The sequence below is a fragment of the Asticcacaulis sp. genome (assembly GCF_047605585.1).
GTDB lineage: Bacteria > Pseudomonadota > Alphaproteobacteria > Caulobacterales > Caulobacteraceae > Asticcacaulis.
On the sequence record NZ_JASGFK010000009.1, the window covers coordinates 1 to 21,643 of the forward strand.

21 protein-coding genes are annotated in these 21,643 nt (G+C 60.6%); 9 read left to right on the forward strand and 12 right to left on the reverse strand.

Annotated features, from left to right (window positions below):
* The first annotated feature begins 124 nt into the window (after nt 1-124).
* The gene (locus QM647_RS16530) at nt 125-433 is read left to right on the forward strand and encodes an SCP2 sterol-binding domain-containing protein (protein WP_414996655.1); all 309 of its coding nucleotides are present in this window, start codon (nt 125-127) and stop codon (nt 431-433) included.
* Nucleotides 434-513: 80 nt separating this feature from the next.
* On the opposite strand, the gene QM647_RS16535 is transcribed toward QM647_RS16530, so the two are convergent.
* On the reverse strand, nt 514-1,203 hold the full coding sequence (locus QM647_RS16535) for an MBL fold metallo-hydrolase (RefSeq protein WP_414996656.1): 690 nt from the start codon (nt 1,201-1,203) through the stop codon (nt 514-516).
* 69 nt (nt 1,204-1,272) lie between these two features.
* Nucleotides 1,273-2,904 carry an amino acid permease gene (locus tag QM647_RS16540; protein ID WP_414996657.1) on the reverse strand — a complete coding sequence of 544 codons (1,632 nt, stop codon included), beginning with the start codon at nt 2,902-2,904 and terminating at the stop codon, nt 1,273-1,275.
* A 215-nt stretch (nt 2,905-3,119) separates the two neighbouring features.
* Between QM647_RS16540 and hrpB the strand changes: the two genes are divergently transcribed.
* Entirely contained in the window at nt 3,120-5,597 is a 2,478-nt protein-coding gene (gene hrpB, locus QM647_RS16545) for an ATP-dependent helicase HrpB (RefSeq protein WP_414996658.1), read from the forward strand.
* Nucleotides 5,598-5,647: 50 nt separating this feature from the next.
* On the forward strand, nt 5,648-6,307 hold the full coding sequence (locus tag QM647_RS16550; RefSeq protein ID WP_414996659.1) for a glutathione S-transferase family protein: 660 nt from the start codon (nt 5,648-5,650) through the stop codon (nt 6,305-6,307).
* A gap of 372 nt (nt 6,308-6,679) precedes the next feature.
* Here QM647_RS16550 and QM647_RS16555 read toward each other — a convergent pair whose 3' ends face one another.
* From QM647_RS16555 to QM647_RS16575, 5 genes are all read right to left on the reverse strand, one after another.
* Nucleotides 6,680-6,856 carry a hypothetical protein gene (locus tag QM647_RS16555; RefSeq protein ID WP_414996660.1) on the reverse strand — a complete coding sequence of 59 codons (177 nt, stop codon included), beginning with the start codon at nt 6,854-6,856 and terminating at the stop codon, nt 6,680-6,682.
* A 102-nt stretch (nt 6,857-6,958) separates the two neighbouring features.
* Complete coding sequence (locus QM647_RS16560) at nt 6,959-7,954, reverse strand: bile acid:sodium symporter family protein (protein ID WP_414996661.1); 996 nt, start codon at nt 7,952-7,954, stop codon at nt 6,959-6,961.
* Entirely contained in the window at nt 7,951-8,742 is a 792-nt protein-coding gene (locus QM647_RS16565) for a TrmH family RNA methyltransferase (RefSeq protein ID WP_414996662.1), read from the reverse strand. Before QM647_RS16565 ends, QM647_RS16560 begins: the two co-directional genes overlap by 4 nt.
* A complete protein-coding gene (locus QM647_RS16570; RefSeq protein ID WP_414996663.1) occupies nt 8,735-9,655 on the reverse strand; it encodes a class I SAM-dependent methyltransferase in 921 nt (306 codons plus the stop codon). The genes QM647_RS16565 and QM647_RS16570 overlap by 8 nt, the downstream gene beginning before the upstream one ends.
* On the reverse strand, nt 9,606-10,904 hold the full coding sequence (locus QM647_RS16575; RefSeq protein WP_414996664.1) for a glycosyltransferase: 1,299 nt from the start codon (nt 10,902-10,904) through the stop codon (nt 9,606-9,608). Before QM647_RS16575 ends, QM647_RS16570 begins: the two co-directional genes overlap by 50 nt.
* Before the next feature lie 453 nt (nt 10,905-11,357).
* Here QM647_RS16575 and QM647_RS16580 point away from each other — a divergent pair, with 453 nt between their 5' ends.
* From QM647_RS16580 to QM647_RS16590, 3 genes are read left to right on the forward strand one after another with little or no spacing between them, the layout of a single operon-like run.
* On the forward strand, nt 11,358-12,158 hold the full coding sequence (locus tag QM647_RS16580) for an ABC transporter substrate-binding protein (RefSeq protein ID WP_414996665.1): 801 nt from the start codon (nt 11,358-11,360) through the stop codon (nt 12,156-12,158).
* Entirely contained in the window at nt 12,155-13,150 is a 996-nt protein-coding gene (locus QM647_RS16585; protein WP_414996666.1) for a FecCD family ABC transporter permease, read from the forward strand. The genes QM647_RS16580 and QM647_RS16585 overlap by 4 nt, the downstream gene beginning before the upstream one ends.
* The gene (locus QM647_RS16590) at nt 13,150-13,911 is read left to right on the forward strand and encodes an ABC transporter ATP-binding protein (protein WP_414996667.1); all 762 of its coding nucleotides are present in this window, start codon (nt 13,150-13,152) and stop codon (nt 13,909-13,911) included. The genes QM647_RS16585 and QM647_RS16590 overlap by 1 nt, the downstream gene beginning before the upstream one ends.
* Here QM647_RS16590 and QM647_RS16595 read toward each other — a convergent pair.
* A complete protein-coding gene (locus QM647_RS16595; RefSeq protein ID WP_414996668.1) occupies nt 13,908-16,349 on the reverse strand; it encodes a lytic transglycosylase domain-containing protein in 2,442 nt (813 codons plus the stop codon). The genes QM647_RS16590 and QM647_RS16595 overlap by 4 nt on opposite strands.
* A 176-nt stretch (nt 16,350-16,525) precedes the next feature.
* Between QM647_RS16595 and dapA the strand changes: the two genes are divergently transcribed.
* Together dapA and smpB are read left to right on the forward strand one after the other, a co-directional pair.
* Complete coding sequence (dapA, locus tag QM647_RS16600; protein WP_414996669.1) at nt 16,526-17,434, forward strand: 4-hydroxy-tetrahydrodipicolinate synthase; 909 nt, start codon at nt 16,526-16,528, stop codon at nt 17,432-17,434.
* The gene (gene smpB, locus QM647_RS16605; RefSeq protein ID WP_414996670.1) at nt 17,434-17,904 is read left to right on the forward strand and encodes an SsrA-binding protein SmpB; all 471 of its coding nucleotides are present in this window, start codon (nt 17,434-17,436) and stop codon (nt 17,902-17,904) included. The genes dapA and smpB overlap by 1 nt, the downstream gene beginning before the upstream one ends.
* Before the next feature lie 217 nt (nt 17,905-18,121).
* On the opposite strand, the gene QM647_RS16610 is transcribed toward smpB, so the two are convergent.
* From QM647_RS16610 to QM647_RS16620, 3 genes are all read right to left on the reverse strand, one after another.
* Nucleotides 18,122-18,901 carry an SDR family oxidoreductase gene (locus QM647_RS16610; protein ID WP_414996671.1) on the reverse strand — a complete coding sequence of 260 codons (780 nt, stop codon included), beginning with the start codon at nt 18,899-18,901 and terminating at the stop codon, nt 18,122-18,124.
* A gap of 3 nt (nt 18,902-18,904) precedes the next feature.
* Nucleotides 18,905-19,333, reverse strand: coding sequence for a VOC family protein (locus QM647_RS16615; RefSeq protein ID WP_414996672.1), 429 nt, complete (start codon nt 19,331-19,333; stop codon nt 18,905-18,907).
* A gap of 66 nt (nt 19,334-19,399) precedes the next feature.
* A complete protein-coding gene (locus tag QM647_RS16620; RefSeq protein WP_414996673.1) occupies nt 19,400-19,987 on the reverse strand; it encodes an NYN domain-containing protein in 588 nt (195 codons plus the stop codon).
* A gap of 33 nt (nt 19,988-20,020) precedes the next feature.
* Between QM647_RS16620 and folK the strand changes: the two genes are divergently transcribed.
* Complete coding sequence (gene folK / locus QM647_RS16625) at nt 20,021-20,536, forward strand: 2-amino-4-hydroxy-6-hydroxymethyldihydropteridine diphosphokinase (RefSeq protein WP_414996674.1); 516 nt, start codon at nt 20,021-20,023, stop codon at nt 20,534-20,536.
* Between the two features lie 19 nt (nt 20,537-20,555).
* Here folK and QM647_RS16630 read toward each other — a convergent pair whose 3' ends face one another.
* Entirely contained in the window at nt 20,556-21,548 is a 993-nt protein-coding gene (locus tag QM647_RS16630) for a DMT family transporter (protein ID WP_414996675.1), read from the reverse strand.
* Between the last annotated feature and the right edge of the window lie 95 nt (nt 21,549-21,643).

A 21,643-nucleotide genomic window follows, 5' to 3' on the forward strand; every position in this document is an offset into this window, starting at 1 on the left:
TGATCACCACTTCGAACTTTGTTACCGTCATTTTTTCTCTTAACTTGACCCAAGGTCTGGCTTGCCCGAAGGCGATCATGACCGTAAGGTCGCCGCCGGCTTACAGCAAAACAAGGAGTTGGCCATGTCCGATCTTGAAACCATTACACAAAGAATCAGCGCGGCTGTCGGAGAAAATTCCGGCCTGGGCAAAATCATCAAGGTCGACTTCGGTGATGCCGGCAAGATCCTCATCAATGGGGCCGTTGTGCCGAATACCGTGACCAACGATGACGGCGAGGCCGATACCACCATTCAGATCGCCATCGATGACCTGATCGCCATGTCCAAGGGCGCGCTCGACCCGATGATGGCCTTCATGATGGGCAAGATGAAGATCCAGGGCGATATGGGCGTCGCCCAGAAACTGGCTCCCTTGCTCAAGGGCGCCTAGGGGCAAGCCCCTGGAACCATAACTTGATAGCGTTAGATCCAATAAGCTATCGGGTATCGGGTGCAGGGCCTGTGGCCCTGCTAACCCGGCCCCTGAGTATTCGGGGGTGACTTGCCAACCACGCGATCCGCCACGAACGGATTGCTCTGGCGCTCGATATTGAAACTCGACATCGGTCCGTGCCCCGGCACGAAACGCACATCGCCCAGCGGCCAGAGCTTTTGCGTGATCGAATGGATCAGGTCGGCATGATTGCCGCGCGGGAAATCGGTCCGCCCGATCGATCCCTTGAACAGCACATCGCCGACCTGGGCAAAGCCCGACGGCGCATGATAGAAAATCACATGCCCGGGCGTATGGCCGGGGCAGTGGATAACCTCCCAGGTCGTTTCCCCCAGGGTCACCGTATCGCCGTCCTTCAGCCAGCGGTCGGTCGTGAAGGTGCGCATGTCGGGTATGCCGTAGCGCTGGCCCATGTCCGGGATGCTGTCGATCCAGAACTGGTCGTCTTCGTGCGGCCCTTCGATCAGCGCGCCGGTGCGTTCCTTCAACTCGGCGGCACCGCCGGCATGATCGGCATGGCCGTGGGTAATCCAGATCTTGTCGACCGTCAGCCCGCGGCGCCTGATCTCGTCGAGGATCGGGTCGAGATCGCCGCCCGGATCGATAATGGCGGCCTTACTGGTTTTCGTACACCAGACCACCGTACAGTTCTGCTGTAGCGGCGTGACAGGGGCGACAAACAGGCGGATGGGCGGTTCTTCGGACATGTAAACTCACAAAAGAAAAGGCTCCGGCACATATAGGCGCCGGAGCCTTGTTTGTCGAATGACGGCAGCCTATTTCAGCTTGTCGTCAACCCCGTGCGCGAAGGCTTCGCCGACGCTTTCCAGGGCTTCCTCGGTAACGTCGATGCCCTTGCCGAGCTTCGAATTCCAGTAACCGTAGAAGATGTAGATAAGAACGCCGATCACCAGGTAGCCGCCGAGGAGATAGATCGGCAGCATGTCACCTTTGGTGGCGCTGTGGATCATCGGGGCGAAGTTCTGCCAGGCCAGGAACAGACACAGGGCGATGCCGATACCGGCCGTCCAGACGCCGCCCGGCACCTTGAACGGACGCTCCATCTCCGGATGCTTGATACGCATATAGATGACGGACAGGCAGACGATCGAGAAGGCGACGGCGGTGCCGAGGCTGACCAGGTCTCCGAGCAGTGAAATGGGCAGGAAGGCGGCCGCGATAGCGATCACCACGCCGAGCAGGATCGTGCCAACCCAGGGCGTCCGGGTCTTGGGATGGATTTTAGAGAAGGCCCCCGGCAGCAAGCCGTCTTTGGACATGTTATAGAAGACGCGGGTCTGGGCATAGCACAGCACCAGCATGACCGAACTGAGGCCGGTCACGGCGCCGATCTTGATCATCAGGCTGATGGCGTTCAGATGGCCAGTGGGCGAGAAGGCAACCGGGAAATCAGCCCAGCTCAGGGCCATGCGATCGATAGCGACAGCGACCGGTGCCGGGCTTGCCAGTTCCTTGTAGGGTACAACGCCGGTCATGACGGCGGCGACGGCCATGTAGATCAGCGTACAGATAATCAACGAACCCAGGATGCCGATCGGCACGTCGCGTGAAGGCTTCTTGGCCTCGGCGGCGGCAGTGGAAACGGCTTCGAAGCCGACATAGGCGAAGAAGATGATGGCCGAACCGCGCAGGATGCCGCTCCAGCCGAACTCGCCGGGTTCGCCGGTCGGCGCCGGAATGAACGGTTGCCAGTTGGCCGGATTGATATAGGACACACCGACAGCGATGAAGGTCAGCAGGACGACGACCTTGATCACCACGATGATATTATTGACAGTTGCCGATTCGGAAATGCCGATGACCAGCAGCAGGGTGACCAGGGCAATGCCAATGGCGCCGACCAGGTTGAAGGTGCCGGTCAAAGGGAAGGTGGTGTGACCGGCCGCGCTGACTGCCTGGACTAGCGGCGTGGCCCACATTGGCGAATCCGCGCCATTGACGACGATATTGGGAAAATTTATCCCCAGTTCGTGCGCGAAACTGACAATGTATCCCGACCAGCCGACTGCGACGGTCGAGGCAGCGACACCGTATTCCAGCACAAGGAGCCAGCCCATGATCCATGCGCCGACTTCGCCGAGCGTACCGTAGGCATAGGTATAGGCGGAGCCGGAAACCGGCAGGATGGACGACAGTTCGGCGTAACACAGCCCGGCTACGGCGCAGACAATACCGGCGATGATGAATGAAATCATGATGGCCGGGCCGGCATTGGCCGAAGCCACCTGGCCCGTCAAAACGAAAATGCCGGCGCCGATAATGGCCCCGACACCGAGCGACGCAAGATTGAACGCACCCAGGGAGCGCTTGAGCGGACTGCGGGCAGCCTCCGCCTGAATCTTGTAAATCGACTTTTTCAGCACAAGCCGATCAATGAAATTGGTCATGCGACCCCTCGCAAATCTTATTGTTATGGCGCCTGGGCCTTATGCCACAAGCGTAAACGGGCCCTTTGGCGGCCCCCTTAATCTTGACGCTATCGTCATATTGTCACTTTGGCAACGGCTTATTAAGTCTGGCGGGCGGCTTCCCCCGGCGCGGGAATGTGCCGTTGCAGGTTGCGGAGCTTGAGTTCAGCAGGCTTTCTGTTACCAACAGCGGCATGTCTCAAACGCCGAAACTGCCCGTCGAAGAAATCTACGCACCGCTGAAAGCCTGGCTGGCGGAAAAGACCACGGCCCTGATCATCGCCCCGCCCGGCGCCGGCAAGACCACGGGCATACCGCTGGCCCTGCTCGATGCCCCGTGGCTCAGGGACCAGAAGATCATCCTGCTCGAACCCCGCCGGCTGGCCGCTCGCGCCGCCGCCGCCCGCATGGCCGAAACGCTTGGTGAGCCGGTCGGGCAGACGGTCGGTTTTCGGGTGCGCGGTGAAAGCAAGGTCAGCGGCAGGACGCGCATAGAGGTTGTCACCGAAGGGATTTTCTCGCGCCTGATCCTCGACGATCCGTCGCTGGACGGCATTGCCTGCGTGATCTTCGACGAGTTCCACGAACGCAGCCTGGATGCCGATCTCGGCCTGGCCTTCGCCCGCGATGCGCAAACCTTGCTGCGTGATGACCTGCGCCTGCTGGTCATGTCGGCGACGCTGGATGGCGACCGTGTGCTGAGCCTGCTGCCGGATGCGGGGCGCTTCGAATCCCTCGGGCGCAGCTTTCCCATCGAAACCCACTATCTCGGCCGCAATCAATCCTTGATGATGGAGCAGGATATCGCTCGCCATGTGGCGCGGCTGTCTTCCAAACTTCGGCCCGAACAGGCGGAAACCATGCTGGTCTTCCTGCCGGGGCAGGGCGAAATTCACCGCGTTGGCCGCTTCGTGGACGAGATAGGTCTGTCGCCGCATATCGACCTGTGCAAGCTCTATGGCGCCATGGATTTCAAGGATCAGGCCCGGACCTTGGCGCGCAATGCTCAGGGCCGGCCCAAGATCGTGCTGGCCACCGCCATTGCCGAAACCTCACTGACCCTCGACCGCGTGTCAATGGTTGTCGATTGCGGCCTGTCGCGGCTGGGACGCTTCGATCCGGCGCGCGGTGTTACCCGTTTCGTCACCGAACGCGTCTCCAAGGCCTCAGCCGATCAGCGCCGCGGCCGCGCCGGACGGACCCAGGCGGGTGACGCCTATCGCCTGTGGGATGCCGAACAGGACCGCTCCCTGATCCCCTTCGCCAAGCCTGAAATCCTGGAAACCGACCTGTCGCAACTGGCGCTGTCCCTGCGACTGTGGGGCGCCAAATCGACCGAGGGTCTGGCCCTGCTTGATCATCCACCCAAGGCGGCGATGGACGAGGCGGTTAAGCTGCTACAGGCCTTGGCGGCACTGGATGCCAACGGCGACATGACATCCCATGGCAGAGCGGTCGCGCAATTGCCGATGGCGCCGCGACTGGCCCATATGCTGATCCGCGCGGCGGAAAGCGGTGCGGCCGAGCAGGGGGGCAACCTGGCCGTGCTGCTGTCGGAGAATGGTCTGGGCGGCAAATCGACCGATCTCGATGCCCGACTGGAGGCCCTGTCACGCGATAAGTCGCCTAAAATTCATCAGGCGCGCAGTCTGGCGCAGAACTGGGCGCGGCAGGCGCAGGGGCTGGTCAGGGCCACCGGAAAGGCTGGTGGGCGCATCCTGTCGCATCACCTGCTGGCGGAATGTTTCCCTGAGCGCATCGCCAAGGCGCGCGGGAAAGCCGGGGAGTTTGTCATGGCCAATGGTCGCGGCGTCTATGTCGACGAGCATGACCGGCTGGCGCGTGAGCCTTTCCTGGCCGTCGGCGATCTTGGCGGTGGCGCCGGGCGTGACCGTATTCTGCTGGCGGCGCCTTTGGGCGAAGGCGAGATACTGACGCTGTTCGACGACCGGTTGGAACGAACGACCGTACTGGAAAAGAGCAATGGCCGCTTTCGTGCGTTTGATCAGGTGCGGCTGGGTGGTCTCGTGCTCTCCAGCAAGCCGCGCGATACGATTCCACCGGAATTACTGCTTGAAGCGGAAGCTGAGGAAATCAAACAAAAGGGATTGAAAGCGCTTAATATTCCGGAAAGCGCACAAAGCTTCAGAGCGCGTGTCGCTTTCCTGCGCAGTCAGGACGATACATGGCCGGATCTGTCGGATGAGGCGCTTCTCTCTGGATTGGCCGACTGGCTAGGGCCCTATGCCGCCGGCAAGTCTATGCTCTCACTGAATGGGGGAGTCATTTCGCAGGCCCTGCACGCCATTCTCGATTATGACCAGCAACGTGCGCTGGACAAACTGGCCCCGGAAACTCTTAAGATGCCGACCGGTTCGAATATTCGCATCGATTATGAAGCCGAAGGCGGGCCACGTCTGGAGGTGCGGGTACAGGAACTTTACGGTACGACCCTGCATCCGGTTATCGGCCCGAACCGGACCCCGATTACGCTGTCTCTGACCTCACCAGCGCACCGCCCGATCCAGATCACAAAGGATTTGCCGGCCTTCTGGGAGGGTTCGTGGGCTGAGGTGCGCAGCGAGATGAAGGGGCGCTATCCGCGTCACGTCTGGCCGGAAAACCCGCGTGAGGCTGATCCGACCACCCGTGCCAAGCCGCGCGGCACCTAGAGGTAATCCTGAAGCGCCTGTTCGCCGTATAAGGGGCAAAGGAGCGCGCTATGATCACCGTCCACCACCTCGACAATTCCCGTTCGCAACGTATTCTGTGGCTGCTGGAAGAACTCGGTCTGCCGTACGACATCAAGGCTTACAAACGCGGACGGAACATGTTGGCGCCGCCTGAACTGAAGGCCATACATCCGCTAGGCAAGGCTCCGGTCATTACAGATGGCGCCCTGGTCGTGGCGGAAACCGGCGCCATCATGGATTATATCCTGACCACCTATGGCCAGGGCAGGTTGGTGCCCACCATCGGCAGTGAGGCCCGTTTTCACTATACCTACTGGATGTATTATGCCGAGGGCTCGGCCATGACGCCGCTTTTGCTCAGGCTGGTAACGAGCGGCATACGCAGTCGCCCCCCCTGGCTGATCCGGCCGATTGCGGCAGGTATCGCCAATTCGGTTGATGACCTGCTGGTTACGCCGAACCTGAAGGTGCACATCGATTTCTGGGAAGATACGCTCACCCGGTCGCCATGGTTCGCGGGAGACACCTTCAGCGCCGCCGATATTATGATGAGCTTTCCGCTGGAAACCGCCGCCAGTCGTGCCGGCGCTTCCGTGAAGCCGCATATTATGGCCTGGCTGAAGACTATCCACGCAAGGCCAGCCTATTGCTTGGCGCTGGAGCGGGGTGGCCCGTACATCTACGCTTAAATGGTGATGCAACCGGCGAAGGTGAAGCCGATGAGCGGAAGGACGACCAGTTTCAGAATCAGGTTTTTCATGGCGATACTCCTTGTGAACGAGGCATCAGGCTAGTTGGGCCGTCATATATTGTAAATGACAAAGGCGCCGCTTTTAGCGGCGCCTTACGACATCGGGTTTATTCAGGCCCGTTTTTTTAACAACCTCTCTCAACGGTTGTTAGAATAGGTAAAATGGTCCGAACCGCTGCGGTCGATGATGATGCAGCCGGAGAGGCTGGCAGCCAGTACGGCGACGCAGGCGAGCTTGAGTGCGATGGATTTCATGTAAAGTCCCCTTTTGAAATGAAAAAATTAGAAGGCCAAGTTTAGAAGGCCAAGTTTAAAAGGATTGCGAACCACTGACCGTGTCGGCCGGCCTTTCATCGGCGGGCGGCGGCGACTTGTCGGAATGGTAGGTATGGTCCGGCGAAACATACATGATGCAGCCGGTCAGAGACAGGGTCAGGCAGGCCGCTACCGTGGCCAGGCAGGTCAGTTTGATAAGAGTGGGTTTCATGTCTATGCCCCTTAAAGGCGCCGGATGCGCCGCGTATGTTCAGCTTATGAATGCCTGTATGAATGGTATATGAACCACTTCCACCTTAATTCTTTTTAATAATCAGCCGGTAATCGCAGTTTCCTGCTGTTCCTTCGCCCAGCGGCTGGCCAGCGGCGTGCAGATCAGCAACTGCAGCGGATGGTAGATCATGATCGGCAGGAGGATCAAGCCCAGGCCGGAGGCATGGCCAACAAAGATCAGCGACGCCATGGGTACACCGGTGGCCAGACTCTTCTTGGTGCCGCAGAAAACCACGGCGGAGCGGAAGGTTGGCGCAATGCCGCCCCGGTCGCACAGCTTCCACAACAACAGTAGCACACCGAAGAACAGGATCAGGGTGGCGGCAATGACCATGAGCATGATGAGCGGGCGGGTGGTACCCCAGATATTGAGCGCGAAAGAATCGCAGAAGGACGTGTAGACCAGCAGCAATATGGTGCCGCGATCGGCCATCTGCGCCAGTTTTTTGTGACGATGCAGCCAGTCGCCGATCCAGCGGCGCAGCAGCTGGCCGATGATCATCGGCAGCACCATCCATTTGAATAGATCGATGAAAACTCCCGTCACATCAAGATGATGACCAGAGGTCTTCAACAGGAGACTCATCCACAGCGGCGTCACCACAATGCCGATCAGGCTGGAAATAGTGGCATTGAAAACCGCCACGGGCACATTGCCGCGGGCCGCCGAGGTCATGGCCACCGAGGAGGAGACGGTGGAAGGCAGCGCGCAGAGATAGAAGAAGCCGAGTTGCAGGTCCGGGCTGATCCAGTGGCCGGCCAAGGCCAGAAAGACCAGTCCGATAACCGGGAAAAGCACGAAAGTGGCCCCCTGGATGATCAGGTGCAGCCGCCAGCGCATCACACCGTCTTTGAGCGCCTTGAAGGACAGCATGGCGCCGTTCAGAAAGAAGATCAGGGCGATCCCCAGCTTGGTCAGCAGTTCCGGATGCAGCCAGCCGCCCTGGGCGCCGGGGCCGGGAAACAGGGCCGCCAGGAGGATGGCGATGACCATGCCGGTGAGGAAGCCGTCTATTTTCAGCTTGCCGATTGTCAAAGGCCCGCCGCCGCATAGATCATGATGCCGGTGGCGACTGACAGGTTGAGGCTGTCAGCGCGGCCCTTCATGGGTATCTTGACATTGGTGTCGCAGGTGGCGGCGATTTCCGGCGTCAGGCCGGATTGCTCGGTGCCCATAACGATCAGGGTCGGCCGCGTATAAGGGGCGGTGCGGTGATTATGCGTGGCGGTGAGCAGGGTGCCGACCACCGAGCCGGTCCAGCGGCCGCGGTCCGCCAGAAAGGCCTCGCGCGTGCATTTGACGATGGGCAGGGCGAAGACCGAGCCCATAGTGGCGCGCACGGTCTCAACCGAGAACGGGTCGACGCAGTCGCCGATCAGGATGACGCCGCCAATACCGGCCGCATCGGCCGTGCGGATGATGGTGCCGAGATTGCCGGGATCGCGCACCTGCTCAAGTGCGACCCAGACATCGTTGGATTGCGGGTCGATATCATCCAGGCTCTTGATCACCTGCGCGAAGACCGCGACGACCATTTGCGGGTTATCCTTGCGCAAAATTTTCTCAAGAATTTCGCGTGTTACCTCCAATACCTCACCCTTCGCCTTCAGGGTCTCATCGATGGCGCGCTTCAGCAACGGATGCTGGTCCGCATCTTTACCGTAGACGAGTGTCAAGGGCGCGAAGCCCTGGTCGAGCGCGTCGATGATGATCTTCAGGCCCTCGGCCAGGAACTGACCGGTCGCCTCGCGCTCCTTGCGCATATGCAGGGCGCGGATATCCTTGACCGTCTGATTGGTCAGAGAGGTAATCTGCTTAATCATGCATCCACCTCGCGAAGAAGCTCAGGCCAATCTCACGGGGCGCTATATCCGCCGGCTTCATGCCCTTGGGCGGCTTTATGTCCTCGATCAGGGTCAGCTCGCCGTAATCGACACGGCCTCCACGTTGGGGCCCAACCGCTTCGGCCATCAGATGCGCCAGAGCCGGCCCGGAAACACGGGCGGCATAGGCATTGAGCAACAGGAATGATGCCTCGTCGCTCAAAAGCTGAGCGCACAGATTCACCATCTCCGGCAGGTCTTCGAACAGCCGCCAGACTTCGCCGGTCGGGCCGCGGCCGTATTTCGGCGGGTCGAGGATGATGCCCTCATATTTCGAACCGCGCTTGACCTCGCGCTGGACGTATTTGCGGGCATCCTCGCAGATCCAGCGGACCGGCGCGTCACTCAGGCCGGATAGCGCCGCGTTTTCGCGCGCCCAGGCAACGGCCTTTTTCGAGGCATCGACATGGGTGACACGAGCGCCGGCAGAGGCGGCCACCAGGCTGGCGACGCCGGTATAGCCGAAGAGATTGAGCACACGCGGACCATCAAGCTTGGCGATGGCAGCCTTCTGCCAGGCCCAGTTTGCGGCCTGTTCCGGGAAGAAGGCCAGGTGACGGAAATTGGTAAAGCGGCCATGGAATTTCACCTTATCCCACGAGAGCGTCCATTGCTCGGCCGGGCGGCGCGAAAAGCGCCAGTTGCCTTCGTCTTCCTCGCCCTGCGGATCGAAGATGGCGTCGGCCTTGTCCCACAGGTGCGGATATTTCGGTGTCCACCAGCATTGCGGTTCCGGGCGGATGACGAGGTAGTCGCCATAGCGTTCCAGCTTGCGGCCGTCGCCGGAATCCACCAGGGCGTAATCAGCCCAGGCTTGGGTGCGCAATATGGTCGGGGTATCGGTAATGATCATGCCCAAGGCCATAAGCGCAAGCCTGGCCTTCGTAAAGGGGCCGGGGCGCAAAAACCGGCGTTTCCGTATCGGGCGCATGCTCGGTCTTGTCCCAATGGAAGGGCTTGGCAATCAACTGGTAGGAAGCGAACAGGGCCGCTACCGATTGGAGGCACCAGTAAAACGGCGCGCCGATAATATCGAGGGCACTCAGCTGAATCCCGGCTCGGCGAGCACCAAGCGCCAGGGCGATCTGTCCGCTGAGCGTGCCGAAGAGAAAAAGTGTCAGATCGAAGCCGTTCAATACGAGCAGGGGGTGCGCCGGATCCGCGATCTGCTGCAGCCCGGCCAGCAGCAGGTCGGCACAGATTAAAAAGGTGAAGGGCGCATAAACCAGGGCGGCAGCGATGCTTAACCCCACGCCAAGACACAGACCCGTCCAGACGTGCGGCTGGAAGCCGGTGGCCAGGCGGGTATGCACGCACAGGGTTTGCATATACCCCTTAATCCAGCGCGTGCGTTGCGGCAGCCATATCCGGCTCAAAGTGGGCGGCGTTTCCACAGTCGGGGACATAATCAGGCCGGTGCGGTAACCCAGCCGGGCCAGACGAAAGCCCAGGTCGGCATCCTCGGTGACGTTGAAGGCGTCCCAGCCGCCGGCCTGGCGCAGGATATCGGCCCGGAAGTGATTGCTGGTGCCGCCAAGCGGAAAGGGCAGGCGCAAGGCATTCAGCGCCGGCAGCAGGATATCGAACTGGACGGCGTATTCGGCGGTAAATTGCCGGGCGATAAAGCCTTGGCCGCCGGCGGGGCGCAGGGGCGCCTGAAGGCAGGCGAGATCTGTCGCTCCAGCAGCAAAGGCCCTGGCGGCTTCGCGCAGTTGCTCCGGCGCTGGCCGGTCCTCAGCATCATAGATGACGATCAGATCGCCGCATGCCTGTTCGAGGGCATGGTTGAGCGCGCGCGGCTTAGTGCGCGGAGTGCCGGGCGGCACCCGGACCACGCGGGCATAGGCTGGCAGTTGGCAGGCCTCGAAGGCGGCGAGGGTTTCCCGATCGTCGGCTTCCAGCGCGAACAGGATTTCGAGACGGTCGCGCGGATAATTCAGCGCCATCAGGGCGCGCAGCAGTTGCGGCACAATCCCCGCCTCCTGATAGAGCGCGACGATGACGCTGTACGCCGGCAGGTTTTCATTAACGGCGATTCCCGCGCCGGTTTGTCGGGGTGGGCGGACAAAACTGGCCGCCAGCCGGAACAGGGCGTTGGCCATGAAGGCGCTCCACCCCAGCCAATAGAGACCATTCAAAAGCCCTGAAGGTGCGCGGAAGATGAGGAAAGTGCCCACCAGGATCAGGAAAACAAACGCGCAAATCTGCCCCCGGCTGAGACGTATGCGAGCGGATAGGCTTGTCGGCAGGGGTACGATCTTCTCTGGCCTGCGCCAGGGTAGACTGGCACCTGATGACGTGTGCGGGAAAACCTGCTTAAAAGGCATCTCAGCCGAATCCGGTCGCAGCCATTTTTCGGCAAAGGCCTGACGCAGGTGATCGCTTTTAAGATGTGGTTTCATTTTGAAACGCCCCCAGGTAATATAAGGCGCATTTTTTTGACTTCGGATGAACCAATCAGGGGTAGGTGGCGGTTAGAAAAATACCTCCCTTGGTTGTGCTTTGGCGGCACGCTGTGCCTTGTGCTGACAGGTCTGGTCGTGTGGGGACTCCGAATGGCGGCCGCGCCCGATCCGATGATGAAGACGCAGCGCCCGCTACGCGTGGCGTCACTCGATGGCTGCGCTGATCAATATGTGCTGGGGTTAGTGCCGCGTGCTCAGATCGTGGCGGTCTCGGACCGGGCGGGTCTGCCCGATTCCTACTTCCGTGAGCGGGCGGCTAGCCTGCGGCGGACACAGCCGCGCCTGGAAACCATACTGGCCCTAGATCCCGATGTCGTGGTGCGCACCTGGGGCGGCGATCTCGACCTTATCAAGGCGCTGGAAAAGCATCATATCCGGATCGTCAATATCAATGACATCACCAGTTACGATCAGGCCAAGCCGGAACTATTCCGGGTCGCCGCCGAACTGGGCCAGCCGGCCGGCGCCGGTATCGAGGCGCATCGCTTTGACTTGGCCATGGCGGGCATAAAGCCCGTGGGCGCAGGTCGCACAGTGCTCTATTATACACCGGGCGGTTACAGCGCCGGTCCTGACACCATGATCGGCGACATGCTGCAAAGGCTGGGTTTCAAACTGGAGACTCAGACTAAGGGTTTCTATTATCTGTCGCCGGAGGTGCTTTTGAGCCTGAAGCCTGACGTTTTCGCCCTGGGGTTCTATGACGATCATTACGCCATGCGCCGGGTGCCGGGCCGCAATCCGCTTGTGCGCAAGAAGATCGCCGAGTCGCCGAACTTCACCCTGCCGCGCCAGGCCATCAGTTGTTCCGGCTGGTTCACCGCCTATGACCTGAAGGAACTGTCGCAATCGCCCCTGACTGGCAGTGGCGGCGAGCAGGTGGTGCCATGAGGCTGTCGCTCAGAGTCCTGTCCATCATACTGGGCGTCTCGATCGCCGTCCTGCTGGTCATACTCATGTTGTTCGGCGATGTGAGCCTAAGCGGAGATATGTGGCTCGATGCCCTGGTGCGCTGGAAATCCCTTCCGGCCGAAATCGTCTGGGGCATCCGCCTGCCGCGCAATCTGGCGGCCGTGGGGGTGGGGGCCATGCTGGGCATGAGCGGGGCGCTGATGCAGGGCCTGCTGCGTAATCCGCTGGCCGAGCCGGGTCTGCTGGGCGTCTCTGCCGGCGCCGGTCTTGGGGCAGCATTTGCTATCGTTTTTGGCTTTGGCCTGGTGCCTTTCGCAGTAGAAGGCGCGGCCTTGGCCGGTGCAGCGGTTGTTGCCGTTATATTGATTGTTTTTGTTCAGCGTTTCCCGCAGCGTCAATCGTTGATTCTTTTGGGTGTGGGTCTGTCCAGCTTGTGCGGCGCCCTAATGGCGCTTGTGCTTAATCTGGCGCCATCACCCGTGACAAGATCTGAAATCCTTGGGTGGACGATGGGGTCTGTGCAAAACCGGAGTGGGTTCGATGTGGTGGTTTGCCTGGTTGGGCTCGCGGTCGCTAGTAGCCTGACATTCGGATTGGGCAAAGGGCTGCGTTTCCTGACTCTTGGCGAGGAAACCGCCCGCTCGATGGGGGTGGACATGACCCGCCTGACCCAGGTGATCGTCATCGGTTCCTCACTGCTGGCCGGATTGTCAGTCTCGGTGGCCGGCGTGATCGGCTTTGTCGGCCTGGCCGCGCCGCATTTCGTCCGTGCCTGCGGGATCAGGGACCCGTACCTGCTGATCTGGCCCTCGGCCCTGACCGGGGGGCTGCTGGTGCTGGTGGCCGATGGCCTGGTCAGACTGATGCCACCGACCGCCGACATCCATCTGGGTGTCCTGACCTCGCTGATCGGTGCGCCCCTGTTCGCCATCCTGGCCTACAAGAGCGCCAGAAGCTGGATGCAGGACTGATGCCCAACCTCGTCATTCAAAATGTGAATGTAAAACTTGGCAAGGAAACCGTGCTGAGAGACATTTCAGCCGAACTGGCGCCTGGCAAGCTCTATGTGCTGGTCGGGCCGAACGGCGCCGGCAAGACGACCCTCCTCAAAGCCATGGCCAGCCTGTTGCCGTTGCAATCGGGCATGATCAGCTATAACGGCCTCGACCTGGCGGTACAGCGGCCCGGCGTGCGCGCCGAACATATCGCCTACCTGCCGCAGGAACGTGGCATCGCCTGGAACCTCTCGTGCGTCGATGTCGCCGCCCTGGGGGCGCAGCATCTGGCGCCGGATCTGGCGCGCCAGAAGGCCTTTGCCGAACTGCAAGGACTGGGCCTGCAGGAAGTCGCCGATCGCGGCGTCTTTGGCCTCTCCGGCGGGCAAAGGGCGCGGGTCCTGCTGGCACGGGTACTGGTCAGCCGTGCGGATGTCCTGCTGCTCGACGAACCCCTGATTGCCCTCGATCCGGCCTGGCAAAGGCAGGTGCTGGTCAGGCTGAAACAAAGGGCCGAAGCCGGCCAGACCGTCATTCTCAGCCTGCACGACCTTCATCTGGCGGCGCAGTTCGCCAATACGGTCCTGTTGCTCAATGGTGGCCAGCTGGTGAAGATGGATACGCCGGAAAATATCTTCACCGCACGCCTGTTATCCGACGTCTTTCATCTAAAAGGCGAGCTGGTGTCACAGGACGGTCAGACTGTCCTCCGACTGGAAAGCCTGCCTCTGCTTTAGTCTTTCTTCTTTTTCTTCGACGCCTTCTTGGCCGGTTCGGCCTTCTTTTTCTTGGCGGCTTTTGTTGTCTTGGTCGTGGTGACGGTCTTTTTGACCACCGGCGCCGGCGCGGCCACCGGGTTCGGCACAGGCGCCATGGTCACCGATGCAGGTGCGATGGCGCCGGGCGTCGGGGTTCCGGTCAGCTGTGCGGCCGCAGCGGCATTGGTGGTGATGCCCTTGTTATAATCGGCATAGCTGATCGGCGCATCAGGTGAAGCGACATCGCCGAATTCAGGCCCGGTGAAAGGTCCGATCGGGCCGGGGAAACCGCGCTGCACATCGGCCATGGCGGTGAGCGGCGCCGTACCGCCATTCAGGCGGGCGCGATAGATGCGCATGTTTTCCGTCACGCGCATCATGTAGTTTCGGGTTTCGGTGAAAGGATGGCATTCGATGAAGGACAAGGGATCGGCCGCCGCGCCGCGCGGATCGCCGCAATCATTGACCCAGGTCTGCATCCGGCTGGGACCGGCATTATAACCGGCGGCCGCCATGATGTAGGAACCGTCGAACTTGTCGACCAGCTCACCCAGGTGATACTTGCCGAGCGTCATGTTGTATTCCGGCTCGTAAAGCGCCGCATCGCCGCTGTAGCCGATGCCGAGGCGATTGGCGACCGCCCGTCCGGTGGAAGGGATCAGCTGCATCATGCCGCGCGCATTGGCGCTCGACCTGACACTCGGATCGAAGCTCGATTCCTGACGGGTGATGGCCAGCACGAAGGCGGCCTCCGGTCCCTGCACATTGGGCACCGAACGCAGGGGATAGCCGCGCTCCGGCAGGTAGAAGCCGCGCTGCATGGAGACGCGCGCAACCTTCATGGCCATGAGTTGCGAATCGTATTGCCCGACCAGATCGACCAGCAGGGCCTCTTCCTCGGCATTGGGCATGACATCGTCGAGATGCAGCACCAGGGCGCGGAACAGGTCAAGCTCCCCGGCCTGGCCGAGCAGGCGCGCCGCCTTGATCATCTCGCGGCCTTCGAAGCGGGCGCGATCTGCGGCGCTTGGCACCGGGTCCTTGCCGAGCGTGATGGTCTTGATGCCGGCCTTTTCCGCCGCCATCTGGCCGTAAAAGGCATAGATGTACTGACCGCCCTTTTCATAATAACGCTGGGCCAGGGTGGCGTCGGCATCGATACCGTTCAGCGCTGGATGATTGCGGGCTTCATAGGCCCGGCCCAGCCAGTAATTGGCGCGCCCCTGCGTTATCGGCGAGGTGCCGGCGGTAGACAGCGCCTGGAAGTGCTGAATGGCGGCATCTATATCGTTCAGCTTTACCAGGGCCATCCAGCCGGCGAAGAATTCCGACTCGGCCATGCTCTCGCCGGGATCGAAACCGGTATTATTCATAGCGTCATAGGCGGCGCGATAATTGCGCGCCTTGAGCGCCGCCTTGAAATAGGCCAGGCGAAGGCCGTAGAGCTGGCTGGCCGCTTCCGGACTGGCTGAGGCGGGCGGCAGGTCGGGCAGCAGCTGGAAGCCCAGCGCCTCCAGTCCCTTGCCATTCAGGTACTTGGCGCGAGCGAAGGCCAGGGCCGGATTGTGTGGATCGCCGGCCAGGGCCGCCTGATAAAGCCCGTCGGCAGCCGCCGAACTGGTGCGCATGGCGACGACGGCATTGGCGACATCGGCATCATGCTGGCCGGCATAGACGGTCATGTCACGGATCGCCTGCGAATTGGCGTTCTGGTAGTTCAGTTCCAGGCACAGTAACCGCGCCCTGTGGTCGTCCTGAGTGAGATAGGTGCCGAAGGCCTGGTAGAAATTGGCCTGGGCAATGGAATCAAACACCTTTGTCCGCCACCAGCTTTTCGCCAGGGCGCGGGCATCATCGGTGCGCGCCAGGTTGCCATAGGCTGAGATCAAGGCCGAGGCGCCTTCGGTGGTCTGCGGTGGCGCGCCCTTGAACCAGTCGACGATCTGCTGTGCCGTCATGCCGGACAGGCCGATCAATTTCTCCGCGGCGATCTGGCGTTTGCTTTCGCGCGGCCAGCCCCACAGGTCGCGCCGGGCGGCATCGAGCGCGGCGAAGCTATAGATATTGCCGTCATTATTGATGATGGTCCAGGTGACGATTTTGCGCGCCACCGGATTGCTGAGGCCGGCGGCCAGCGAATCGGCCTGGGCGAAATTGCGTGACTTGACCGCCGCCAGGGACTGTTCCAGCAGGTCCATGTCGTTGCCGGAAAGGCCGGACGGAATATAGGGCCGCGCCGTATCGGGCATGGGCGTCGGCATGGTGGCTTGCGGCACGCCGTTCACCTCCGGCGCCGGATCGTCCTGGGCGGCCACGGGGTGCAGGGTGCCCAGGGTGAGGGCGCTGGCGCCCGCGATCAAAAGGGTCTTGCGAAGAAAGGGATGGAGCTTATTTATTTGGCGGTCAGTCGGGGTCATAAGGGTCCTGTCATTGGGCCAAAAAAGGTATGGCCGAACTATAGGCGATAGTTTCTTTTTAGAAAGCCATTGCGGCGGATGCTTTGTGTATCTATGGCTATTTTTACATATTCCCAAGCCACAGATGGCCGAAAAGCCACAACTTTCCGTGTTTGCGGTGAGACGAGAGTAGACGAATGACCGATATATCTGCCCAGCCCCTGTTTCATGGTGTGATTACCGCCCTGGTGACGCCGTTCAAGGACGGTGAGGTGGATTATGCGGCTTTCGAGAAACTGATCGAGCTTCAGATCGCCGCCGGCGTGCATGGCGTTGTGCCGGTCGGCACCACGGGTGAAACCTCGACCCTCAGCATGGAAGAGCACCGCAAGGTGGTCGAGCTGTGCGTGCGCAAGGTGGCCGGACGCATCAAGGTCATTGCGGGCGCGGGCTCGAACAACACCGCCGAGACCCTGGAACTGGCGCATCATGCCAAGGCTGTCGGCGCCGATGCGGTGCTGGTAGTCGCGCCCTATTACAACAAGCCCTCGCAGGAAGGTATCTATCAGCATTTCAAGGCCTTGAACGACTCGGTTCAGATTCCGGTTCTGCTCTATAATGTACCCGGCCGCACGGTGGTCGACATGAGCAATGACACCATTGCCCGCCTGGCGAAGCTGCCCAATATCGTCGGCATCAAGGACGCCACCGGCGATCTGGAACGCATCAGCCAGCAGCGCCTGCTGATCGAGGGAGATTTCTCTTACATCTCCGGCGATGACCCGACCCTGCTTGGCTATCTGGCGCATGGCGGTCATGGTGTGATCTCGGTCACCTCCAATGTGGCGCCGGCTCAGGTCGTGGCCATGTACGAGGCCGCGGCACAAGGCGCCTTCGATACGGCCCGCCAGTGGCAGGACAAGCTGATTACCCTGCATAAGGTGCTGTTCGCCGATTCTTCGCCATCGCCGACCAAGTACGCCATGAGCCGTCTGGGCATCTGTACCGATGAGGTGCGTCTGCCGATCGTCGCCTGTTCGCAGGGCGTGCGGCCACTGGTCGATCACGCCATGGTTTTGGCGGGGCTTGAGGTGGAGCCGGCCTGATGGCGGAACTGACCACCAGCAAGACGATCGCCGATAACCGGCGGGCGCGCTTCGACTATTTCCTGGAACAGAATACCGAGGCGGGCATTGCCCTGACCGGCACGGAAGTGAAATCCCTGCGCTCCGGCCGGGCCAATATCGCCGAATCCTATGTCAGCATCGAGAACGGCGACGAACTGTGCCTGATCAATGCCGATATTCCGCCCTATGGTCACGCCAATCGCTTCAACCATGAGCCGCGCCGGCCGCGCAAGCTGCTGCTGCACCGCAAGGAAATCAGCCGCTTCATGATCGCCATCCAGCGCGAGGGCATGACCATCATCCCGACCCGGCTCTATTTCAATGACAAGGGCATGGTGAAGCTGGAAATCGCCCTGGCCAAGGGCAAGAAGAACCACGACAAGCGCGAGGCCACCGCCGAACGCGACTGGGCGCGGGATAAGGCCAGACTTATGCGCGACAAGGGTTAGTCAGCAAGGTTAAGAGAGCCACGGAAAGCACGGACAGTCGTGCTCTGCACGTCACACGGAAAAACACGGAAATTCTTAGCGTATCAACCGTGAGGGCGGCCTGGCCGTCTAAAAGAAAGAGCTTGTTCGCAATCTATAATTTCTGATCCTTATCCGTGTTTTTCCGTGTCGCTGCCTGTAAGGGCAGCGCTTCCGTGCTTTCCGTGGTGAACCTTACCTAAAGCACGCCGGGAAAGGCCCCGCCGTCGATCAGAAGGCTCTGGCCGGTAATATAGCCGGCCTGAGCCGAGCAGAGAAAGGCGCAGGCCGCCCCGAACTCATCCGGCTCTCCAAAGCGTTTGGCCGGGATGGTCTGCCGGCGCTCGTCGCGGATGATCTCGATATCGACGCCGCGCTGCTCGGCATTGCGTTGCTGGCCCGATTGCAGACGATGGGTATCGAACGAACCTGGCAGAAGGAAGTTGATGGTGACATTGGCATGGGCCACGCTGCGCGCCACACCCGCCAGGAAGCCGGTCAGGCCCAACCGCGCGCCGCTCGACAGGTCGAGACCGCCCAGCGGCATCTTGACGGAACCGGAGGTGATGTTGACGATGCGCCCGAAATGCCGCGCGACCATGCCGTCGATCACCCGCTGCACCAGCTCGATCGGCGTCACCATATTGCCGGTCACGCCTTCCAGCATGGCGGCGCGGTCGATCTGGCGGAAATCGCGATAGGGCGGACCGCCATTGTTATTGACCAGGATATCGACCTGCGGCACAGCGCTGATCAGGGAGTCTTGGGTCTCTTTCTGGCTGACATCGCCTGCCACCGGGATCACCTCGGCGCCCGTCAGCGCGTGGATCTCGGCCGCCACCCGTGCCAGTTTTTCCGAATCACGGCCATTTATCACCACCAGGCAGCCGGCGCGCGCCAGTTCGATGGCGCAGGCCTTACCCAGACCGTTGCTCGAGGCGCAGACAAGGGCATGGCGCCCCTTCAGTCCCAAATCCATGAATTAAATCCTGTGCTCCGAAATCGACAGCAGATTGCCGTCCGGGTCCTTGAACCATGCCACCTTGTCACCACTGGGGGCGGTCCAGATCCCATGCGCGGTTTGCGCCTCGCCGAGCCAGTCGTAAAGCTCGAATCTGATATCGAGCGCGGTCAGGGAGAAGACCTTGTCCTCGATATGCGTCACCTGGAAGCCGAACACCGTATAGGGCGCCACATAGAGCTGGGGCGGCCTGGTCAGCCGGATCAGGGTGGAGCCCGAGCGCATCACCAGGGCGTATTCATCCTGACTGAAGACCGTCAGGCCGAGCACGTCCTCGTAAAAGGCCCTGGCCTTGTCGAAATCACTGACGGCGAGGAAACCCATCGGTGTGGCGTCGCTTAAAGGGCGCGAGCCTGTTGCGACGGGGTTGTTGAGGTTGAGACCAAGCATGAGCGCATACTCCGCAAATCATACCGCTCATACTGACCGCATCCGGCGTAAAAAATCAAACCGGTATCAGATGCCGTCGTCGTAATCGTCAGCGCCAACGAACTTGGGCGCATTGCCATGGCTGGTGCGCGGCCGACCGACCACGGAGGCGAGGTCGGCGAGGTCGACGAAGGTATCGGCCTGGCGGCGCAGTTCGTCGGAGGTCATGGGGGGCGACGACTTGACGGTCGAGACAACAGTGACGCGCGCGCCCTTGCGCTGGACGGATTCGAGCAGGCGGCGGAAATCGCCGTCGCCGGAAAACAGTACCAGATGATCGGCGTGATCAGCCATTTCCATCATGTCGCAGGCGATTTCGATATCCATGTCACCGCGCCAGCGCTTGCGACCCTGGCTGTCGGTATATTCTTTGGCGGTCTTGGTGATCAGGGTGAAGCCGTTATAATCCAGCCAGTCGACCAGCGGCCGGATGGGCGAATAATCGTCGCCTTCCACCAGGGCGGTGTAATAATATGCGCGTACAAGAATCCCACGTTTACGGAATTCGTCGAGCAGCTTGCGGTAGTCGATGTCAAAATTCAGGGCCTTGGCGGCTGAATAAAGATTGGCACCGTCAATAAAAAGGGCGATACGATCAGTCGGATAAAAGCTCATAGCTCTACGCTATCCTGTAAATGTGCAGTTAAAATGGCAGGCAAAGATAAGAATATGTCCGTTTTTATTGCTTACGGTTCCAACCTGTTGTCCGCCCCCGTCACTGCATCGCAGGCTTTCGCGTCGGTTGTCAAGGCGTTGCAGGAGAGGGGACCGGTTGTGAACAGAATTTCACGGTTGTGGGTCTCAAAGGCCTGGCCCAATCCCGATGACCCGCCCTACGTCAATGCTGTCTTGCAAATTAAAACTGATATTCAACCTGCTGAATTAATGTTACTTTTGCACGAAATGGAGCATGAATCCGGCCGCGTGCGTGATGGCCGTCTGAACGCGCCTCGTGTGCTCGATCTCGACCTGATTGCCTATGATGATGTGGTATTAGACGGTGAAAACGGTCTTATTTTGCCGCATCCACGCGCAGCCGAACGCGCATTTGTGATGGGACCGATGAGCGATATCGCCCCGGACTGGCTGCATCCTATATTAAGGCAAACTGCGGCTAATCTTTTCAAGTCTGCAACAATTGGCGTGGATGCTTATCCGCTATAGGTATTCACATGCCGAAATCTTACGCTGCGGAAGTCGCTGCCGCTTCCTGACGTGTCGCCCGCTGATCGATCCAGACATACAGACCGACCCCAGTCAGCACCAGTAGCGTGCCGGCGATATCGGCCAGGCTGATATGCTGGCCGAGAATCAGGCCGCTCAGCACCAGGGTGAAGATCGGGTTGATGAAGCTGATGATGGCATTGGCCTGTGAGGAAATCCGGCTCAGGGCGAAATTGGTCAGATAGCTGGGCAAAACCGTGGCGCCGATGGCCAGCCCGATCACCAGGGTCAGCAGGGGCGGGGTCATGTGGATATCGCTCAGCTTATGGACCAGCAGGAAATGGATGCCGGTCACCAGGGCCGCGCCGCTCATAGCCCACGAGGTAAAGAGTGAAGGCCCCATGCGCTTGATCAGCGGCTTGGCCAGCAGCAGGTAAAGCGCGAAAGCGATGGAGGATACCGTACACCACAGCGCGCCGATCACCACTGCGGAACCCTGGGTGTGCATATCGGTAACGAACACCAGGCCCAGACCGATATAGCTGATGATGAAGGCCCAGACCGCCTTCAGGCGCATTGGCTGCTTGAAGAACAGGGCGCCGAACAGAATAACGAACAGCGGGTAGGTAAAGAGGATCAGGCGCTCGAACTGCGGCGACAAGGTCGTCAGGCTCTCGAAGTCGGTATAGCTGGCCAGCCAGTAGCCGAGCGCACCGACACCAAGGGCACGCAGATACAGGCCGGGATTGCGGTCCAGCGGCGGCAGGTCGTGCGTGCCTTTTGCCTTGCCGCGCAAAAAGGTGAGGACGCCAAACAGGATAAAGAAAGGGGTCGCGACGGATAATCTCAGCGCCATCAGCGCCGAGGCATCGACATGATAGTTATAGGCCAGTTTGATCCAGATGCCCTTGCTGGCAAAGAGAAACGCACCCAGCATGGCCAGGATGTAGCCGCCCCAGGTCAGTAGCCAGGCGGGGGAGGAAAAACGTTTCTGTTCGGGGGCGTTGGGCATTTCGGAGCCTTGGAAAGGGCGCCGTCCGGTTTTTCAAGCGCCCCGTGGATCGGGAAGGGGCGCGATCGGGTGATCTGACGCCTTAGGATTTCTTG

Bases quoted from the DNA above. Each gene is read 5' to 3' on its own strand.
- QM647_RS16535 (WP_414996656.1), bottom strand. From the start codon at position 1,203: ATGTCCGAAGAACCGCCCATCCGCCTGTTTGTCGCCCCTGTCACGCCG.
- QM647_RS16630 (WP_414996675.1), bottom strand. From the start codon at position 21,548: ATGCCCAACGCCCCCGAACAGAAACGTTTTTCCTCCCCCGCCTGGCTA.
- dapA (WP_414996669.1), top strand. From the start codon at position 16,526: ATGACCGATATATCTGCCCAGCCCCTGTTTCATGGTGTGATTACCGCC.
- QM647_RS16565 (WP_414996662.1), bottom strand. From the start codon at position 8,742: ATGATTAAGCAGATTACCTCTCTGACCAATCAGACGGTCAAGGATATC.
- QM647_RS16530 (WP_414996655.1), top strand. From the start codon at position 125: ATGTCCGATCTTGAAACCATTACACAAAGAATCAGCGCGGCTGTCGGA.
- QM647_RS16555 (WP_414996660.1), bottom strand. From the start codon at position 6,856: ATGAAACCCACTCTTATCAAACTGACCTGCCTGGCCACGGTAGCGGCC.
- QM647_RS16585 (WP_414996666.1), top strand. From the start codon at position 12,155: ATGAGGCTGTCGCTCAGAGTCCTGTCCATCATACTGGGCGTCTCGATC.
- QM647_RS16620 (WP_414996673.1), bottom strand. From the start codon at position 19,987: ATGAGCTTTTATCCGACTGATCGTATCGCCCTTTTTATTGACGGTGCC.
- QM647_RS16580 (WP_414996665.1), top strand. From the start codon at position 11,358: ATGGCGGCCGCGCCCGATCCGATGATGAAGACGCAGCGCCCGCTACGC.
- QM647_RS16575 (WP_414996664.1), bottom strand. From the start codon at position 10,904: ATGGCCAACGCCCTGTTCCGGCTGGCGGCCAGTTTTGTCCGCCCACCC.
- QM647_RS16590 (WP_414996667.1), top strand. From the start codon at position 13,150: ATGCCCAACCTCGTCATTCAAAATGTGAATGTAAAACTTGGCAAGGAA.
- QM647_RS16615 (WP_414996672.1), bottom strand. From the start codon at position 19,333: ATGCTTGGTCTCAACCTCAACAACCCCGTCGCAACAGGCTCGCGCCCT.
- QM647_RS16540 (WP_414996657.1), bottom strand. From the start codon at position 2,904: ATGACCAATTTCATTGATCGGCTTGTGCTGAAAAAGTCGATTTACAAG.
- QM647_RS16610 (WP_414996671.1), bottom strand. From the start codon at position 18,901: ATGGATTTGGGACTGAAGGGGCGCCATGCCCTTGTCTGCGCCTCGAGC.
- folK (WP_414996674.1), top strand. From the start codon at position 20,021: ATGGCAGGCAAAGATAAGAATATGTCCGTTTTTATTGCTTACGGTTCC.
- QM647_RS16550 (WP_414996659.1), top strand. From the start codon at position 5,648: ATGATCACCGTCCACCACCTCGACAATTCCCGTTCGCAACGTATTCTG.
- smpB (WP_414996670.1), top strand. From the start codon at position 17,434: ATGGCGGAACTGACCACCAGCAAGACGATCGCCGATAACCGGCGGGCG.
- hrpB (WP_414996658.1), top strand. From the start codon at position 3,120: ATGTCTCAAACGCCGAAACTGCCCGTCGAAGAAATCTACGCACCGCTG.
- QM647_RS16570 (WP_414996663.1), bottom strand. From the start codon at position 9,655: ATGATCATTACCGATACCCCGACCATATTGCGCACCCAAGCCTGGGCT.
- QM647_RS16595 (WP_414996668.1), bottom strand. From the start codon at position 16,349: ATGACCCCGACTGACCGCCAAATAAATAAGCTCCATCCCTTTCTTCGC.